The following is a 19,242-nucleotide window of genomic DNA, read 5'->3' as shown; positions in this document are numbered from 1 at the left end:
AAACCGTCCTGCGAGGTCAACCCCATGCGCAAGCTCCGCCTTTTCGCCTCTGCTGTCACCGCTCTCTCCATTCTCGCCTCCACCCCCGCATTCGCCGCCGGGAAAACCGACTTCAAGGTCTGCTGGACCATCTACGCGGGCTGGATGCCGTGGGGCGAAGCCAAAACCCAGGGCATCGTATCGAAGTGGGCGAAGAAATACGGCATCAACGTCGATGTCGTCCAGCTCAACGATTACGTCGAATCGATCAATCAGTACACCGCCGGCAAGTTCGACGGCTGCGCGATGACCAATATGGACGCGCTGACGATTCCCGCTACAGGCGGCGTCGATTCGACCGCGCTCATCGTCAGCGACTATTCCAACGGCAACGACGGCGTGCTCATCAAGGGCAAGGGCAAGAAGATCACCGACCTGAAGGGTCAGTCGATCAACCTGGTCGAACTCTCCGTGTCGCATTACCTGCTCGCCCGCGCGCTTGAATCCGCCGGCATGAGCGAACGCGACGTCAAGACCGTCAACACGTCGGACGCCGACATCTCCGCTGCCTTTGCGACGCCGACCGTCAAGCAGGCCGTCACGTGGAATCCGATGCTGGCCGACCTGAAGGCGCAGCCGAACGTCAGTGAAGTCTTCGATTCCACGAAGATTCCGGGCGAGATCATGGACATGATGGTGGTCAACACAAAGACGCTCGCGGATAACCCGGCACTCGGCAAGGCACTCACCGGCGCATGGTTCGAAATGCTCGCGCTGATGAAGGCGAACAACGCGAACAGCACGGCCGCATTGACATCGATGGCGAAGGCTTCGGGCACCGACCTCGCCGGCTTCAAGGGCCAGCTGGCTACGACCGCGCTCTTCTACACGCCGAAGGACGCGCTCGCTTTCGCAACCAGCCCGACCTTGCCGCAAACGATGACACGCGTCGCGAAGTTCTCGTTCGATCACGGTCTGCTCGGTCAGGGCGCACCGAACCCGGATGCCGTCGGCATGGCGTTCGATAAAGGTGTGATCGTCGGCAGCAAGAGCAACGTGAAGCTGCGCTTCGATCCGACCTACGTCCGCATGGCCGCGGACGGCAAGCTCTAAACCCACGATCTCCACGATCCACCTGAAAAGACGGCGCACCATGCGACTCATCAACCGACACCCGAGCCGAAGCGGCGCGCTCATGCTGCTGCTCATGCCGTTCATCGTGCTGGTCGCGGTGTACTTCACGGGTTCGTCGCTGCGGCTTGCGGCGAATCCTGAAGACAAGCTGCTGCCGAGCGCCACGCAGATGACCGACGCCGTCAAACAGTTAGCCTTCACCGAGGACAAACGCACGGGCGAACATCTGCTGTGGGCCGATACGGCCTCCAGCCTGCGACGCCTCGGCATCGGCCTCTTTGTGAGCGCTGTGATCGCGCTGGTGGCGGGCATCCTGACGGGCAGCATTCCGCTCGTCACGGCCACGCTGTCGCCGTTCATCACGGTGATATCGATGATTCCGCCACTCGCGGTGCTACCGATTCTCTTCATCGTGTTTGGGCTGGATGAACTGTCGAAGGTCGTGCTGATCGTGATCGGCATCACGCCGATGATGATCCGCGATCTTCAACAGCGCGCCCGCGAAATCCCGAACGAGCTATGGGTGAAGGCACAAACACTCGGCGCCACGAGCTGGACGCTGATGTTGCGCGTGATCGTGCCGCAGTTGCTACCGCGTCTGCTGGTCGCGTTGAGGCTTTCATTGTGCTCAGCCTGGCTCTTCCTCATCGCGGCGGAAGCGATCGCTTCGACCGATGGCCTCGGCTATCGCATCTTCCTCGTGCGCCGCTATCTGGCCATGGACGTGATCCTGCCTTATGTCATGTGGATCACGCTGCTCGCGTGGCTGATGGATGAAGCGCTGCGTCGTCTGACGAAGGCGGCATTCCCGTGGTACGGCGGAGGTTCGCGATGATCGAAGTCCGCAACGTCTGGAAAGAATACGGCGACCAGGTCGTGCTGGAGCGTCTGAACCTGAAGATCGAACAGGGCGAATTCTGCTCGATGGTCGGTGCATCGGGATGTGGCAAATCGACGTTTCTGCGTCTGCTGCTTGGACAGGAACGCGTGACACGCGGCGAGATCCTGCTCGATGGCGAGCCGCTGCCTGGTGAACCGGATGCGCATCGCGGCGTCGTGTTCCAGCGCTATTCGGTGTTCGATCACCTCAGCGTGATGCGCAACGTGCTGCTCGGCCTTGAGCTGCCGCATGCGAAGTTCACCGGGCGTCTGTTCGGTGCGCGCCGCCGCGCGGCGCAGGACGAAGCCGTTTCGATGCTCGAACGCGTCGGCCTTGGCGCCGCGCTCGACAAGTATCCGCATCAACTGTCCGGCGGCATGCAGCAACGTCTCGCGATTGCACAGGCGCTGGTGATGAAGCCGCGCGTGCTGCTGCTCGACGAGCCGTTCGGCGCACTCGATCCGGGCATTCGCAAGGACATGCAGGATCTGCTGCTGAAGCTCTGGCGCGAAACTGGCCTGACGATTTTCATGGTGACGCACGACCTGAAGGAAGGCTTCGCGCTCGGCAGTCGCGTGCTGGTGTTCGACAAGGTGCGCGTCGATCCGCAGGCGCCCGGCGCGTACGGCGCGCGTATCACCTACAACATTCCGCTTGAACACAACCGCGATTCGGCGTCGGCGCTTCATCTGGCGAAGGCCGTCGTCGAAGGCGCATCGCGCGTCGATGTGCTCGCGGCATAAGGAACACTCAACATGGATCTGCTACTCGAAGAAAACATGCCCGGCGGCGGCCACACGTCGCTGATCGTCAGACGTGGGCAGCTGCTGCGTATCACCGATCTGCGCGGCGGCGCCAATCTCAGCGTGATGATGGTCAACGCTGCTGAGAAGAGCGAACGCCTGAACCTGCCCGACACACTCAAGTGCCAGCACACCGCAAAGCTCACCAAAGGTCACTGCCTGTACTCCGACATGGGCCGCGTGCTTGCAGCGATCGTCGCGGATACGTGCGGCTGGCATGACACGCTCGCAGGCATCTCGAATGCCGAAGAAGTGCACGAGAAATACGGCACAGGGCGCTATCAGGAACTGCGCAACGCGTTCTTCCGCAATGGCACCGACAACCTGCTGGTCGAACTCGGCAAATGGGGTTTAGGCCTCTCCGATCTGCTGATGACGTTGAATCTCTTTAGCCGCGTCGACGTCACCGATAGAGGCGCAATGAGCTTCGTTCCCGGCAATTCGAAAGCGGGCGACTACGTCGAGCTGTACGCGCCGATGAACACGCTGGTCGTGCTGACGGCGATCCAGCATCCGCTCGATCCGAATCCGGAATACGCGCCGAAGCCGGTCAAGCTGGCGCTCAGCGCAGCCGACCCGCAGGTCGCAGAAATCTGCCGCACATCGTGCGACGAAAACGGCCGCGGCTTCATCAATACCGAACGCTTCTTCCTCTGACCGGAGCACGCCAGATGACGACACCGCTCACCGAAAGCACAAAGAATCCCGCTGAAGCGGTCTACCGCGAAACGCTCGCCGCCGGCGAACCGTGGCTCAAGGAAGTCAAAGCCGGCCAGACCCTGCGCATCCACGACCTCGAAGGCAATCAGGCTGTCGATACGCTGTTCTACAGTCTCGCTGATCCGCGCGAACGCTACGACGCGCAACGCACGCTGCGTCGCCAGCAGAGCCTGTATCTGACGACCGGCACCGTGCTGTATTCGAACCTCGGCAATCCGATGCTGACAATCGTGGCGGATACCTGCGGCCGTCACGACACGCTCGGCGGCGCCTGCGCGCAGGAAAGCAACACCGTCCGCTATGCGCTCGAAAAGCGCTACATGCACAGCTGCCGCGATAACTACCTGCGCGCATGCGCACACGACGGCCGTCTGTCGAAGACCGACATCAGCGCGAACGTCAACTTCTTCATGAACGTGCCGGTCACCGCAAGCGGCGGCCTCACGTTCGAAGACGGCATTTCCGCACCGGGCAAGTACGTGGAGATGCGCGCGGAGATGGACGTGATCGTGCTGATCTCGAACTGCCCGCAGCTGAACAACCCGTGTAACGCGTACAACCCGACGCCCGCAGAGCTGCTGATATGGAACTGAAGACCTTGCGTGACTGGCTTTACGCGATGCTGAAGGCGCGCGCGGAACGTCTTTTCCCGATGCAGCGCGCTTCGCCGAAGCGCTAAACGCAGCACCGCTGACATGCCGTGGACGACCACGGCATGCATGCCCACGTGGCGGGACGACCCGCCCATGTCTGACACGTCCTCTCATGTTCGAGAAAGTTCTCATCGCCAATCGCGGCGCCATCGCCTGCCGCATTCTGCGCACACTGCGCGAACTCGAAGTGGCGGGCGTCGCCGTCTATAGCGAAGCCGATCGCGCGAGCCGTCACGTCATCGAAGCCACCGTTGCGCACGGCCTCGGCGAAGGCGCGGCCGGCGCAACGTATCTCAACGTCGGCAAGATCCTCGGTATCGCGCGCGCCGAAGGTGTTCAGGCGATTCATCCGGGCTACGGCTTTCTGTCGGAAAACGCGGCGTTTGCGGAGGCGTGCGAAGCGGTCGGGATCGCGTTCATCGGACCGACGCCTGACCAGTTGCGCGCTTTTGGCCTGAAGCACACGGCCCGCGCAATCGCCGGCAAACAGGGCGTGCCGATGCTCGAAGGCACCGGCCTCCTCGACGATATCGCAGCGGCATTAAGCGCGGCGGAACGCATCGGCTACCCGGTGATGCTGAAAAGCACGGCGGGCGGCGGCGGCATCGGCATGCGCGTGTGCCGCTCGGCGGACGAACTGACATCGCAGTTCGAAGTCGTGAAGCGACTCGGCCAGAACAATTTCAGCGACGCGGGCGTGTTCCTCGAAAAGTACATCGAGCGCGCGCGTCACCTCGAAGTGCAGGTTTTCGGCGACGGCAAAGGTCACGCGATTGCGCTCGGCGTGCGCGACTGCTCTGTGCAGCGACGCAATCAGAAAGTGCTCGAAGAAACGCCCGCACCGAATCTGCCCGAAGGCATGGCCGACGAACTGTGCGACGCGGCGATCAAGCTCGCGCGGGCCGTCAGCTATCGCTCGGCAGGCACGGTCGAGTTTGTGTACGACAGCCTCGCGCAGCGTTTCTATTTCCTTGAAGTGAATACGCGCCTTCAGGTTGAACACGGCGTGACGGAACAGGTCTGGGGCGTCGATCTCGTCCGCTGGATGATCGAACTGGCCGCCGGCACGCTCGCGCCGCTCGACATGCTCGCGCGCGATCTGCGGCCGTCGGGTCATGCGATCCAGGCGCGTCTTTACGCCGAAGATCCGGGCCGCGATTTCAAGCCGAGTCCGGGTCTGCTGACCGACGTCGCATTTCCCGAGGCCGATGGTCGTGCTTTGCGTATCGATACGTGGATCGAAGCCGGTTGCGAGGTGCCGCCGTATTTCGATCCGATGCTCGCGAAGCTGATCGCCTGGTCGCCAACGCGCGATGAAGCACGTCACGCGCTGGGTGAAGCTTTGCGTGCAACGCGGCTTTACGGCGTCGAAACGAATCGCGACTATCTGCGCCAGATTCTCGATGACACGCCATTCGCCAGCGGCGAACCGTGGACGCGTTGCCTGGAAGGCCTGCGCTATCACGCCGCTACGTTCGAGGTGCTGAGCGGCGGCACACAGACGACCGTGCAGGATTACCCAGGGCGTCTCGGCTATTGGGCGGTCGGTATTCCGCCGTCGGGTCCGATGGACGACCGCGCGTTGCGTCTCGGCAATCGTCTGCTGGGCAACGACGCTCAAGCCGCCGCGCTCGAAATCACGATGAGCGGGCCGACGTTGCGCTTCAACACGGATGCGGTGATCGCCATCACAGGCGCGACGCTACCTGTCACGACCGATGACATCGCGCAGCCGATGAACACGACGCTGTTCATCGCGGCAGGAACAACGCTCACGCTCGGCACGATCCGGGGCGCTGGGGCGCGCGCGTATCTGTGCGTGCGCGGCGGGCTCGATGTTGCGCAATATCTCGGCAGCCGCAGCACATTCACGCTCGGCCAGTTCGGCGGACACGGCGGCCGCGCGTTGCGTGCCGGCGACGTGCTGCATCTACAGCCGCTTGCAGATCAGAGCGCGGGCGCAACGTTGCCTTCAACGCTCACCCCGCAACTGGAAAACGTGCGCGTCCTGCGCGTGATCTATGGCCCGCACGGTGCGCCCGAATACTTCAGCGTGCCGTACATCGAGCGCTTCCTCGCGACCGAATGGGAGATCCACTTCAACTCGAGCCGCACGGGCGTGCGCCTGATCGGCCCGAAGCCGGAATGGACCCGTCAGGATGGCGGCGAAGCGGGTCTGCATCCGTCGAACATTCACGACAACCCCTACGCGGTGGGCGCGATCGATTTCACCGGCGATATGCCTGTGATTCTTGGGCCCGATGGTCCGAGCCTTGGCGGCTTCGTGTGCCCCGTGACGATCATCGAAGCCGACCTCTGGCAGATCGGTCAGCTCAAAGCCGGCGACAAGGTGCGCTTCGTTCCCGTCGATATCACAATGGCACGCGCCGCCGCAGTCGCACGCAATCACGAAACCGCGACGCTGGAAGCCCATGCCGATGCCACGCCGCTCACGGTAACGCACGCGAACGAAACACCCACGCTGGATTCGCCGATCGTCCTCGACATCGGCGCTGAACGCGAACGTCTCGTCGCGCGTCTTTCAGGCGACACGCATCTGCTGCTCGAAATCGGACCGGCCGAACTCGACCTCGTGCTGCGTTTTCGCGGCCACGCGCTGATGCAATCGCTCGAAGCGCTCGACCTCGATGGCGTGATCGACCTGACACCCGGCATCCGTTCGCTGCAGATTCACTATCAGCCCGAATGCCTGCCGCTCGCAAAGCTGCTGGCGACCGTCGAAAGCACATGGCAACGCGTGCTGCTGCAACAGGATCTGCGCGTGCCGTCGCGCGTCGTGCATCTGCCGCTGTCGTGGGACGATCCGGCGTGCCAGCTCGCGATCGACAAATACATGACGACCGTGCGCAAGGATGCGCCGTGGTGCCCGAGCAATCTGGAGTTCATCCGCCGCATCAACGATCTCGATTCGATCGATGCCGTGAAGAACATCGTCTTCGATGCGAGCTATCTCGTGATGGGTCTCGGCGACGTCTATCTCGGCGCGCCGGTCGCGACGCCGCTCGATCCGCGCCACCGGCTCGTGACGACCAAGTACAACCCGGCACGCACGTGGACGGCGGAAAATTCGGTTGGCATCGGCGGCGCCTATCTGTGCGTGTATGGCATGGAAGGTCCGGGCGGCTATCAGTTCGTCGGCCGCACGCTGCAGATGTGGAATCGCTTCCGCAAGACCGCGGATTTTGCGGGACGCCCCTATCTGCTGCGCTTCTTCGACCAGATCCGTTTCTACGAAGTCCCTGCCGGTGAACTGCTGCAGATTCGCGCCGACTTTCCGCTCGGCCGTTATCCGCTGAAGATCGAAGAGACGGAACTGTCGCTCGCGGACTATCAAGGTTTTCTCGATCGCGAAGCGGGCGAGATCGACGCATTCCGCACGCGTCAGCAGGCGGCGTTTCAGGCAGAACGTCAACGCTGGCACGAAGCGGGGAGCGCGGAAGAAACGCTGGAACCGCCTGTCGCCGACGACGCGGATACCACGCCGCTCGAAGACCATCAGATCGCCGTCGACAGCGAGATCGCGGGCAACCTCTGGCAGGTGCACGTGAACCCGGGCCAGACAGTCGCGACCGGCGACGTGCTGCTGATTATTGAATCGATGAAAATGGAAATCTCGGTCACGGCACCGTGCGCGGGCGTCATCGACGAGGTATACGTCGCACCTGGCTCGCCGGTACGTGCAGGCCAGCGCGTCGTGGTGATCGGGCGCGCATGAACCTTGAAGCCGTGACCATGAGCACACAAACGAACCCGGAAACAGGAGCCGGCATGCCTTCCTTCGATATGCGTCTGCCGACGCTGCGCGCGGCGTACCGCGCAGGACAGAAGACGCCGCGCCAGTTGATCGGCGAGCTGCGCGAGCGCGCCGCCGCATTGAACGCGGACTATCACCTGTTCATTCATCTGCTGAGCGACGCGGAACTCGAACCGTACTTCGCCGCGCTCGAAACACGCGACATCGAATCGTTGCCGCTCTATGGCATTCCGTTCGCGATCAAGGACAACATCGATCTCGCCGGCATTCCTACGACGGCCGCGTGCCCTGCATTTGCGTACACGCCGGCCGCCTCCGCGAAGCTCGTCGAGCAGTTGATCGCGCTCGGCGCGGTGCCGCTCGGCAAGACCAATCTCGACCAGTTCGCGACCGGCCTGAACGGCACGCGCTCGCCTTACGGCACATGCCGCAACAGCGTGTTGCCGGAATATCCGTCAGGCGGATCGAGTTCGGGATCGTCGCTGGCCGTGGCGCTCGGCGTCGCGAGCTTTGCGCTCGGCACCGACACCGCCGGGTCGGGACGCGTGCCCGCCGCGCTGAACAACCTCGTCGGCCTGAAGGGCACAAAGGGGTTGCTTTCGACGTCAGGTGTCGTGCCCGCGTGCCGCACGCTCGACTGCGTGACGTTCCTCACCGCGACCGCGCGCGAAGCCAGCGAGCTGCTCGCGCTAACCGCGCAGGAAGACCCCGCCGACGCCTATAGCCGCGCCAATCCGCAATGGAATGACGGCGCGGCGTTCGGCAGGATCGCGCGCTTCCGTTTCGGCGTGCCGCGCGATCCCGAATTTGCCGGCTGCGACGAAAGCCCGGCGCTGTTCGCGTACGCGCGTTCGACGCTCGAAGCGATGGGCGGCGAAGCCGTCGAGATCGACTTCGCGCCGTTCGTCGAGGCCGCGAAGCTGCTGTACGAAGGACCGTGGGTCGCGGAGCGCTATAGCGTCGCGGGCGAACTGGTGGAAACGCAACCCGACGCCGTGCTGCCCGTGATTCGCGACGTGCTGGCGAAAGCGCCCGGCGCGACCGCCGTCGATGCATTCCGTGCGCAGTACCGTCTGCAGGCGCTCAAGAAAACCTGCGACGCGGTGCTCGCAACCGTCGACTTCGTGCTGACGCCGTCGTTCCCGCGCCCGGTGACGCTCGCCGAACTGGAGCGCGACCCGATCGGCGCAAATTCGCTGCTGGGCTATTACACCAACTTCATGAACCTGCTCGACTACGCAGCCGTTGCCGCGCCCATCGGGTTCATGAAGAACGGTCTGCCATGGGGCATCACGCTGTTCGGTCGCGCGTTCACCGATCAGTACCTGCTCAGCGTCGCCGACGACCTGCAACGCACGCTCAAACTGCCGCTCGTCGGCGGCGTCTCGTGCGACCTCGATGCGCCTGTGGGTGTTGCACGTCATGACCGTACGCGCGTGGTGGTGTGCGGCGCGCACCTCGATGGTCTGCCGCTCAATGGGCAACTGAAGCGCCGCGGTGCGCGCCTCGTCGAAGCGACGCTGAGCGCGCCGCACTACCGTCTCTACGCGCTGGCCGGCGGCAGCATCGCACGGCCGGGCATGGTGCGCGTCGACAAGGAAGGCGCCGCGATCGCAGTCGAAGTCTGGGACCTGTCAAGCGCTGAACTCGGCTCGTTCCTGACCGGCATTGCCGCACCGCTCGGACTCGGCAAGGTCGAACTCGCGGACGGCAGTTGGGAGACGGGTTTCATCTGCGAATCACAAGGTCTCGACGATGCCATCGACATCACGCACACCGGCGGATGGCGCGCGTGGCTCGCTGAACGCGAGAAGGAAACGCATCCCGCTGCGAGCGCCTGATAACCCTGTTCGCGATGCCAGGGTGAACCGCGCCGGCCGGCGCGGCTCACCGGCCGACGGGTCCCGGATGTTCTCACCTGTCGCCTTGAAACGGTTGCGCTAACGCTCCCGAACCCTCTCACCTTCAGGCCGTCAGGGGATCGCACGCTCCCGGGTGTCAACCGCTCCTGACGGTCGAGTACCGGGTACGATGTCCCTTTCGTCACCACGGGAGCGAGCGAGCTTGCGTCCTACCGAGTCCTCGGCACTCGACCTGCCCCTCCCGTCGCGCAATTTTGCAGCGACGCGCCGTATCCTCCAGGTCGTCCTCGCGGCAGCCGTGCTGATCCCGCTGGTCTGCCTGATCGGCTATGGGTACTACGACTATCAGCGCCGCACGATCGACGCGAACGATGTGACTGATCGCCTCGTGCGGGTTGCACAGGAACACGCGCTGAAGGTGCTGGATCTGAACAACGAAATGGCGACGCGCATCATCGATCTGCTCGACGACAGCGACGACGCCGAAATCCGCGCACATGAAGCGCTGATACATCGGCGGCTGAGTGCCATCGGCGGTGACTTTCCGCAGATCGCCGCGATCTCCGTATTCGGCGAAACAGGCGATGTGCTCGCGTCGAGCCGCTACTACCCGGTGCCGAAAGCGTCGGTGGCGAATCGCGAAGACTTTCTCTCCGCGCGCGCGATCCGGCCCGAGCCCTATTTCTCGCTGCCGTTGCGCGGGGTCATCGGCCAGGCTGACGTTTTCGTGACGAACACGGGCCGCACGGCGATCAATGACGGCCAGTTTCTCGGCGTCGTATCGATTGCGTTGCAACGAAAGTATTTCGCCGATTTCTACCGCGAACTCGTTAGCGACAATCCGCCTGTGACCATCGGCCTCTATCGCCGTGATGGCGGCATTCTGCTGCGCTATCCGGAAGGCAAGCCGGGCGTCATGCCCGCCGCGAATACGCCGTTCACGCGCGCGCTGCACGACGGCCTGCTGTTCGGCCGCCTGCGCATGACGTCGACGGTCGATGACGTGGATCGTCTGCTGTCGTTCCGGCGCGTCGGCAGCTATCCGCTCTATGTCGTGACCGGCTATGCCACCGACGCGATCTTCGACGAGTGGTGGCATCACTATCTGCTGATTGCAGCGATCACCGCCGTGCCGTGCTTCGCGGTATGCGTGCTCGTGCTGTTCTCGCTGCGGCAACTGCGCGCCGAGCAGATCGCGTGGGAGCGCTGGCAGGCCGAAGTGGCAATGCGTCTTTCCGCGGAAGCGTCGAGCCGGCAGATGCGCCGGATGGGCGCACTCGGTAACCTCGTCGCCAACGTCGCGCACGACTTCAACAATCTGCTGATGGTCGTCTCGACCAACATGGGGCTCGCGCGTCGCAAAGGCTTCAACAATCTCGAGCGCGAAGTGGTGGCGGTCGAGCGCGCGACGGTCGGCGCGCAGTCGCTGGCGCGGCGACTCCTGAGCGTCGCCCGCAAGCAGCCGCTCAAGCAGGACGCCATCGACTTCGCCAGCTGGTTGCCAGCCGCGACGCATCTGATCCAGACCGCCGTCGGCGACAAGGTGCAGGTCAGCATGCAGGTGGTCTCTGACTTGTGGCCGGTGTTCGCGGACGCGACGGAACTCGAATTTGCGATCATCAACATTGCCGTGAACGCGCGCGACGCCATGCCGCTTGGCGGACGCTTCGCCATTCGCGGCCAGAACGTGCGCCTGACGGCGAGCGACACACCATTGCCCGATGGCGAATACGTGCTGGTATCGCTCACGGACGACGGCGAAGGCATGTCGGAGAGCGTGTTGAAGCGCGCGTTCGAACCGCTGTTTACGACGAAGTTCAGCGGCGCAGGGACAGGCCTCGGACTCGCGCAGGTGCTGGCCGTGTGCGAACAGGCCGGCGGGACGGCACGCATCGACAGCGTGCCGGAGCGCGGCACAACCGTGCGGCTCTATCTGCCGCGCTATCAGGGTGAGCAGGTTCCGCTTCAGCCCGTTACACATCCTGCGCCCTCCAGTGCGGACGCAACGCAGGGCACGGTATTGCTCGTCGAAGACAACGACGATGTGGCCGCGGGCGTTGCCGCCGTGCTGGAAGTGTTCGGCTGCAAGGTGCGTCACGAGCCGACTGCCGACGCCGCGCTCGATACGCTCAATGCGGGCGACACGTTCGATCTCGTGCTGTCCGACATCCAGATGCCCGGCCGCCTGAGCGGGATCGATCTCGCGGAGCGGGTGAAACGGACATGGCCGGACCAGCGGATCGCGCTGATGACCGGTTACGCCGACGAACTCGAACGCGCCCGGCACCTCGGTGTGCCGATTCTGGCGAAGCCGTTCGATATCGATGAATTGCGGGGACTGGTGGCGTGCACGCCTTGATGAGAGCCGTTGACGCAACCGCCCTGGTTAGCGCCCACTTACGTTGTGAGCCCGCTATTCCGTCTATCGCTCGCGATGAGCGACGGTGACGCGTGCTGGTTGAGGCGACGCCTTTATGCGCAAAAAGATTTGGCCGTTGCATTCGAGGCGGCCCGGAGCGTGGCGTCAAGGGGCTGTGAGGGCATGTGGGGCTGCGTGAACAGGTCATCCTTGCACCGTTGCGTGCTCCCGAAAAACCTCACCTCAACGCGATAGACCACCTCGCAGCGGGTTGTAGCGTCGAGTGGCGCGGATGCCTTCTGGATTCGCCACCCGCCCTCATGCGCAGACATATTCGCGGCCCGCGATGGCTCAACCCGCGCGACGTCGTGGTCGGACACGCTGCCCGGAGAGCCTTTGTTTAAAGGCTTCTCCGCATGACCATTCATTCGCGCGGAGAGGGTTTTCCCATCGCTGCCCACGCCCGATATTTCGCGTTGCGGAATCGCAGGCGATCACACCAAGCTCATGGCAGAAAACTCGCCGGACGGGCAGATCAGCCATTACGCTACGAGACTCCTGAAAATCCTCACCATTGATCGCCGGGTCGACTCAGGCTGGGTCGGCGTGGGCGCCCCCCTTTCATGGACGGGTTTCGCGACGGTGCTTTCCGGTCAGCCCTTTGGTCTCGTCAACGATCAGGCAATCGACGGTTGCGGACATGCCGCAACGAGTGTCAGGATGCACGAGGCGCGTCAGGTTCCACGCGCCAGGCTCCGCGTGCGGTTCTGTCTGACGCCGGGCAGCCGCCAATCATGCCGCAGTCAACCCGCCCACCCGCCAGGAGACGCGCCGATGCAGCCCGACGACCCAACTCTTCCTCCCGCCAATGCCCAGCCAGCAGACCAGCCTGACGATCCCGACCGCCGTCGTGTCCTGACCGGCATTGCAGCGGTCGGGATCGGTCTGGCGCTGACAGGCTGCCATACCTCCGCGCAGACATCGGCGAACGGCGGCGGACCGCTCAGCGCGGCCGACCTCCGGCTCAACGCCGCGCTGAACGATCAGGTTCGCCACATCGTCGTGATCTATGCAGAAAATCGCAGCTTCGCGAATCTGTACGGCAACTTCCCGGGCGTGCAGCATCCGCTCGACGCAGTGCCCGCCGAGCGTTACGTACAACTCGACCGCGACGGCAAGACGCCGTTACCGCAGTTGCCGAAGATCTGGGGCGGTCTCGTGCCACAGGCGCAGGAAGTGGACGGCAAGCGCTACATGATCGCCGAGCGCGACATCGCTGGCCTGCCCAATGGTCCGTTCCGGATCGCCGACGCGCACGGCACACCACTGCCGAACGGCGTCATCACGCGCGACCTCGTGCATCGCTTCTATCAGAACCAGATGCAGATCAGCGCCGGGGGCAACAACCAGTTCGCCGCGTGGGCGGACTCGGGCGGACTCGTGATGGGTCATTATCGAAACTCGGCTGATTCACTCCGTCTGTGGAGCCTCGCGCAGCAATACACGCTGTGCGACAACTTCTTCATGGCGGCTTTTGGCGGCTCGTGGCTCAACCATATCTTCCTGATTTCGGCGCAGGCGCCCTTCTATCCGGATGTGCATAACAGCCCCGCGAAGAAACTGGTGTCGGTGGTCGTGGGCGACGACCCGACAGGCACGCGGCTGAAGCTCGCCGCCGATTCCCCGGCGTCGGCGCTCAACGGGCCGCCGAAGTATGAAAACGACGGTCTCTTCACCGCGGACGGCTACGCCGTCAACACGATGGCGCCGCCCTACATGCCGAGCAGCGTACGGCCTGCGGAAGGCGGTGACCCGAATCGCGCGGACCCGTCCAATCCGAAGGTGCTGCTGCCGCAGACCTACGCGACGATCGGCGACCGGCTGTCGGATAAGAGCGTCGACTGGGCGTGGTACAGCGGCGCGTGGCAATACGCGCTTGATCATCAGGACACGGGCGCCGTCCCCGACTTCCAGTATCACCACCAGCCGTTCAACTACTTCGTCAATTTCGCACCCGGCACAGATGCGCGCAGGAAACATCTGCGCGACGCGGGCACGGGCGACGACGCGTCGACGAACCTTCTGATCGCCGACATCGATGCGGGACGTCTTCCTGCCGTCACGTTCTACAAGCCGCAGGGGAACCTGAACATGCACGCGGGTTACGCGGATGTCGAATCGGGCGACCGTCACATCGCCAACGTCATCGATCATCTGCAGCGCAGCCCGCTGTGGGCGAACACCGTCGTGATTGTCACGCACGACGAGAACGGCGGCTGGTGGGATCCGGTTTCGCCACCGAAAGGCGACCGCTGGGGCCCGGGCTCGCGCATTCCGACGCTCGTCGTGTCGCCGCTTGCGAAAAAGGGTTACGTCGATCACACCGTCTACGACACCAACTCGATTCTGCGGCTGATTACGCGCGTGCACGGACTGGTGCCGCTCGATGGCGTCGTCGCCCGTGACCGCGCGTTCGCGCAGAACAACCTGGCGCCGCCCGGCGATATGACCGGCGCGCTCGATCTTGCGTGATGTTGTGCGGGCTGATCGATATCGCGCGCTCCGGATGATTCCTTAAAGTCCACAATAGACTTTTCGTCTATACCCGATGCCGGGAGGTCGCGTGCCGCCGCGACCGTTGATCACGGCATGATGTATGTGCGCTTCTTCAATCGAGGACGGAAGTCATGAAAATCAGGGAATTCGGTGTCGAACGCTGGATGGATCTCTACGAGAACCGCTGCGAGTTGAATCTCGCGGAAACCTGCGTCGAATCGTTGACGGTTGAGGAACTGCTGCGCATGTCCGGCAGGCAGGACACCATCCTCGGCGAGATGCTGCCGCTCAAGCTGACGTATGGCGCCATCGACGGCACCGAGCGGCTGCGCTCGAACGTTGCGTCGCTGTACGAAAAGCAGAACGTACCGAATGTGCTGATCACGCACGGCGCGATCAGCGCAAACGCGCTGGTGTATGAAACGCTCGTCGAACCCGGAGATCACGTGATCTCCGTGCTGCCGACGTATCAACAGCATTATTCGATTCCGGCGAGCTACGGCGCGAACGTCGACATCCTTCCGCTTCGTGAAGAGAACGGTTTCCTGCCGGATCTCGACGAGTTGAAGCGTCTCGTCAAAAGCAACACCCGCGTCATCGCGATCAACAATCCGAACAACCCGACGGGTTCGCTGATGGACCGCGCCCTCCTCGAACGCTTCGTCGAGATCGCGCGGTCGTGCGGCGCCTGGGTGCTGTGCGACGAGGTCTATCGCGGCACGGATCAGGAGGGCGACGGCTTCACCGCCTCGATCGCCGACCTGTACGAAAAAGGCATCGGCACGGGCAGCATGTCGAAGACGTGGTCGCTCGCCGGCCTGCGCGTGGGCTGGATCGTCGCGCCGGTAGAACTGATCCACCGCGTACAGATTCACCGCGACTACAACACGATCAGCGTCGGCATGCTGAACGATCTGTTCGCTTCCATTGCCCTTGAAAGCCGCGACGCGATCATCAAGCGCAGCCACGATATTCTGCGCACGAACCTTGCGATTCTCGATGCGTGGATCGCAAAGGAGCCTCTGCTCTCGTACGTCAAACCGAAGTCGGGCACGACGGCGCTCGTACGCTTCGATCTCGACATGACGTCCCGCGACTTCTGCGTGGCGCTGCTCGAAAAAACCGGCGTGATGTTCACGCCCGGCAGTGCGATGGATATGGAAGGCTACGTGCGCATCGGTTATACGAACAGCCGCGAAGTGCTGGAAGCCGGGCTGGCGAAAGTGTCCGGCTTCCTGCGGGATATCTCGCGTGGCCCATCCCTACGCGACCGTATACCCCCCATCCGCAACCAGCGCATGCCCTGACACATACGTCGAATCGTCAGAGGCCAGGAAGGCGACGATCGTAGCCATCTCCTCCGCCGTGCCAAAGCGCCCCGCTGGAGAAGCAGCGGCAAACTCCCGCTGCGCTTCAGGCGAAGGCCAGATGCCACGATGATGGAACGGCGTCTCGATCAAGCCCGGGCTCAGCGCATTCACGCGCACGCCGCGGCGGAACCACTCGATGGATGCAGTCTTCGTCATGCCGATCACCGCATGCTTGGTCGCGGTATACAGCGACGCGTTGGCGAACCCGATTACGCCGCCCATCGACGCGTTGTTGATGATCGTGCCTGTCCCTTGCGCGAGCATCACCTCGGCCTCGTACTTCATCGAGTTGAAGACCCCGCGCACGTTCGGCTCGAACACCATGTCATAGCGCTCGGCGTTCTGCTCGACCAGCGGCGCGAACACGCCTTCGACGCCTGCATTGTTGAAAGCGATGTCCAGTCGGCCATATGTCGCGACGGCGAACTGCACCATGTTCTTGATGTCCGCTTCACGCGTCACGTCGACGGTAACAGCGGCAGCATCCGCGCCCTCTTCGGCGAGCACCTTCACCAGTTCGTCGAGTTCCGTTTTGCGGCGCGCCGCCAGCACCACCTTCGCGCCGCGCCGCGCAAGTTCGATGGCGGACGCGCGGCCGATTCCCGAGCTTGCACCCGTAACGAGTGCGACTTTACCTTCGAGCGGCCGCTGCGTACGCGCGCCGTTGCTGTTCGATGCATTCATGATGTGCTCCGTTCTGTTAGCGGCCGCGTGGCCGCGAAAAATAGCGCCGGCGACTTCGTCGAAATGTCCGTCTTGCCAGGTGTGAACACAGTATGGAAGCAACCAATGTCGAATAAAATGGAATAATCACGCATTCACAATTCCGTTAAACGGAATTAACCAGAAGAGGTCTGCATGCTCAATCGACTGGACCTGTTGCGCGTTTTCGTTGCGGCGGCGACTGCGCCTACCTTCCGCGATGCCGCTGTGCGAATCGGCGCTTCGCCGCAGGTGGTGACGCGCGCGGTGCGCGAACTCGAAGAAACGCTCGGCGAAACGCTCTTCCATCGCAACACGCGGCGCGTGCAGATCACGACGTATGGCGAACGCTTCGCGATTGAGGCGCAGGCCGCGCTCGACGCCGTCGATGGCGTCTTCGGAAAAGCCGCAGGGGCGTCAGGTGAAGGTGGAGGAACGGTGCGGATTACCGTCGCAGCCGGGCTCGGACGCCTCTACGTCATGCCCGTGCTCGCCGACCTCGCGATTCAGCATCCCGAAATCGTCATCGATCTGCGACTGTCGGACATTCCGTCGGCAGTGGTCGATGAACAGATCGATATCGGTGTGCGGGTCGGTTTGACCGCGGACAACCGTTTTGTCGCACGACACGTCGGCGGCCTGCCGATCTGGGTGGTTGCGTCGCCGGAGTTGCTGGCGCGTGTCGGTGAGCCCAAAAATCTCAAGACGCTCTCGTCGATGCCCATCACCGTGTTGATCGATCGCGAGACGGGTCGTCCGTGGCCGTGGGTTTTCAGTCGCGACGAGCAGTTGATCCCGCGCGCGCCGGCCTTTATCACTGACGATCAAGGCATCGAAATGGAAGCGGCCGAAGCGGGGCTCGGGTTCAGTCAGTGTCCCGAGTATCTCGTTCGGTCACATATCGCGACCGGACGGCTGATCCGCATCCTGAGACGCTTCGAACCTGAACCATGGAAGCTCCAGGTATACCGGCCACAACGCGGACCCGTACCCCAACGCGTGCGCATTGTGTTCGACGCGCTCGTGAAGCAGTTAGGCGATACAGTCTGCAAAAGTTAGTGTCCCAAACAAACGGTGCGCAACGCGTCACCACGTTGCGCACCGTTCCTCGGCTCCCGCAAACACTCACCTTTTGACAAATCTCAATACGTTTCGAGGTGCAGGCGCCCTTCGCGTTTGAGCTTCTGCCACAACGGTTCCCACTCAAGCCCGTTCTGTTCCGCGATATCGCGCAGTGCCTGCAACACGCCGTCTTCCATACCCTTCAGGCCGCACACATAGATGTAAGTGTTGGCGTCGCGCAGCATCTGCGCGACATCCGCGGCGCGTTCGCGCATTGCGTCCTGCACATATCGCTTCGACTGACCGGGCGTGCGTGAAAACGCCAGCGTCGTATCGATGAAGTCGCGCGGCAGATTCACGAGCGGCCCGAAGTAAGGCAACTCTTCCTTGGTACGCGCGCCGAAGAACAGCATCAGCTTGCCCGTCGCACCCTTCAGCCTGCGACGGCGACGATATTCGGTCATCGCGCGCATCGGCGCCGAACCCGTACCGGTGCAGATCATCAGCAAATGCGAGTTCGGATGATTCGGCATCAGGAACGTGCTACCGAACGGACCGATCACATCGACCTTGTCGCCCTTCTTCAGATCGCACAGATAGTTCGAACACACGCCGTCGGCGGTATTGCCGTGATAGTCCTGCGTGACGCGCTTCACCGTCAGCGACAGATTGTTGTAGCCCTTGCGCTCGCCATCACGCGGGCTCGCGATCGAATACTGCCGCGCGTGATGCGACTTGCCCTCCTTCGAACCCGGCGGTAACACGCCGATCGATTGTCCTTCCAGAACCGGGAACGGCATCGTTCCGAAATCCAGCACAATGTGATGTATATCGCTTTCGGTCGACTCATCCGTCAGCCGGTAGTTGCCGACCACCGTCGCCGCCACCGGGGCTTTATGCGTATAAAGATTCACATAGGGCCTGGCCGATGACCACGGCGGCAACGTCGAGCCCCGGATCGTATCGACTTCGATTCCTTCGGACGTGTCACCCGCATCATCGTCCGCCGGGCCTGCTTGAGGCGCGACTGCATCGAGTACAGGACTGGCCGTCGTGTTCTGCGCGGGCAGTTCATCCCACGTGAACTGTTCTTCGATGCTGTATGCGTCGGCCTGCAGGACGTTGCGCCAGTTGTCGATGGCGCCCGTTGGACACGGCGGCACGCATGCCATGCAGCCGTTGCACACATCGGCTTTCACGACGTAGTTATTCGAGTCGTGTGTGATGGCGTCGACAGGACAGGTCTCTTCGCACGTGTTGCAGCGAATGCAGATTTCCGGGTCGATCAGGTGCTGCTTGAGGACTGCGATCGGAGCTGGGCCGTTCATGTTTTGTCTCCCCCTGCGCCCGGCTTCGTCGCTATCGTTCGCGACACCGCCGGGCACCT

General features: G+C 63.0%; 13 protein-coding genes. 11 read left to right on the top strand and 2 right to left on the bottom strand.

Annotation, left to right across the window (positions count from 1 at the left end; translation table 11 throughout):
- The first annotated feature begins 24 nt into the window (after positions 1-24).
- From P3T21_RS00145 to P3T21_RS00100, 10 genes are all read left to right on the top strand, one after another.
- Entirely contained in the window at positions 25-1,092 is a 1,068-nt protein-coding gene (locus P3T21_RS00145) for a putative urea ABC transporter substrate-binding protein (protein WP_429253912.1), read from the top strand.
- A 40-nt stretch (positions 1,093-1,132) separates the two neighbouring features.
- Positions 1,133-1,948: an ABC transporter permease gene (locus P3T21_RS00140; protein WP_429253911.1), complete on the top strand. Its 816-nt coding sequence runs from the start codon at positions 1,133-1,135 to the stop codon at positions 1,946-1,948.
- Positions 1,945-2,736, top strand: a complete 792-nt coding sequence (locus P3T21_RS00135; RefSeq protein ID WP_429253910.1) for an ABC transporter ATP-binding protein — start codon at positions 1,945-1,947, stop codon at positions 2,734-2,736. Before P3T21_RS00140 ends, P3T21_RS00135 begins: the two co-directional genes overlap by 4 nt.
- Positions 2,737-2,748: 12 nt before the next feature.
- Positions 2,749-3,453, top strand: coding sequence for an urea amidolyase associated protein UAAP1 (locus P3T21_RS00130; protein ID WP_429253909.1), 705 nt, complete (start codon positions 2,749-2,751; stop codon positions 3,451-3,453).
- Positions 3,454-3,467: 14 nt separating this feature from the next.
- Complete coding sequence (locus P3T21_RS00125; RefSeq protein WP_429253908.1) at positions 3,468-4,109, top strand: urea amidolyase associated protein UAAP2; 642 nt, start codon at positions 3,468-3,470, stop codon at positions 4,107-4,109.
- Between the two features lie 172 nt (positions 4,110-4,281).
- Positions 4,282-7,905, top strand: a complete 3,624-nt coding sequence (gene uca / locus P3T21_RS00120; protein ID WP_429253907.1) for an urea carboxylase — start codon at positions 4,282-4,284, stop codon at positions 7,903-7,905.
- Positions 7,906-7,958: 53 nt separating this feature from the next.
- Positions 7,959-9,785: an allophanate hydrolase gene (gene atzF, locus P3T21_RS00115; RefSeq protein WP_429253906.1), complete on the top strand. Its 1,827-nt coding sequence runs from the start codon at positions 7,959-7,961 to the stop codon at positions 9,783-9,785.
- 223 nt (positions 9,786-10,008) lie between these two features.
- Positions 10,009-12,165, top strand: a complete 2,157-nt coding sequence (locus P3T21_RS00110; protein ID WP_429253905.1) for an ATP-binding protein — start codon at positions 10,009-10,011, stop codon at positions 12,163-12,165.
- 834 nt (positions 12,166-12,999) lie between these two features.
- The gene (locus P3T21_RS00105; RefSeq protein ID WP_429253904.1) at positions 13,000-14,697 is read left to right on the top strand and encodes an acid phosphatase; all 1,698 of its coding nucleotides are present in this window, start codon (positions 13,000-13,002) and stop codon (positions 14,695-14,697) included.
- Positions 14,698-14,852: 155 nt separating this feature from the next.
- Positions 14,853-16,028 carry an aminotransferase gene (locus tag P3T21_RS00100; protein ID WP_429253903.1) on the top strand — a complete coding sequence of 392 codons (1,176 nt, stop codon included), beginning with the start codon at positions 14,853-14,855 and terminating at the stop codon, positions 16,026-16,028.
- Here the strand turns inward: P3T21_RS00100 and P3T21_RS00095 are convergent.
- The gene (locus P3T21_RS00095; protein ID WP_429253902.1) at positions 15,984-16,775 is read right to left on the bottom strand and encodes an SDR family NAD(P)-dependent oxidoreductase; all 792 of its coding nucleotides are present in this window, start codon (positions 16,773-16,775) and stop codon (positions 15,984-15,986) included. The genes P3T21_RS00100 and P3T21_RS00095 overlap by 45 nt on opposite strands.
- 174 nt (positions 16,776-16,949) lie before the next feature.
- Between P3T21_RS00095 and P3T21_RS00090 the strand changes: the two genes are divergently transcribed.
- Positions 16,950-17,852, top strand: a complete 903-nt coding sequence (locus P3T21_RS00090) for a LysR family transcriptional regulator (RefSeq protein ID WP_429253901.1) — start codon at positions 16,950-16,952, stop codon at positions 17,850-17,852.
- Between the two features lie 83 nt (positions 17,853-17,935).
- Here the strand turns inward: P3T21_RS00090 and boxA are convergent, their stop codons facing one another.
- Positions 17,936-19,183 carry a benzoyl-CoA 2,3-epoxidase subunit BoxA gene (gene boxA, locus P3T21_RS00085; protein WP_429253900.1) on the bottom strand — a complete coding sequence of 416 codons (1,248 nt, stop codon included), beginning with the start codon at positions 19,181-19,183 and terminating at the stop codon, positions 17,936-17,938.
- Positions 19,184-19,242 lie beyond the last annotated feature (59 nt).

The organism is Paraburkholderia sp. GAS334 (genome assembly GCF_050436625.1).
In the GTDB taxonomy this organism is placed as follows: Bacteria; Pseudomonadota; Gammaproteobacteria; order Burkholderiales; family Burkholderiaceae; genus Paraburkholderia.
The sequence above is the reverse complement of the archived record's forward strand: the minus strand, read 5'-3'. Positions and strand labels throughout refer to the sequence as shown.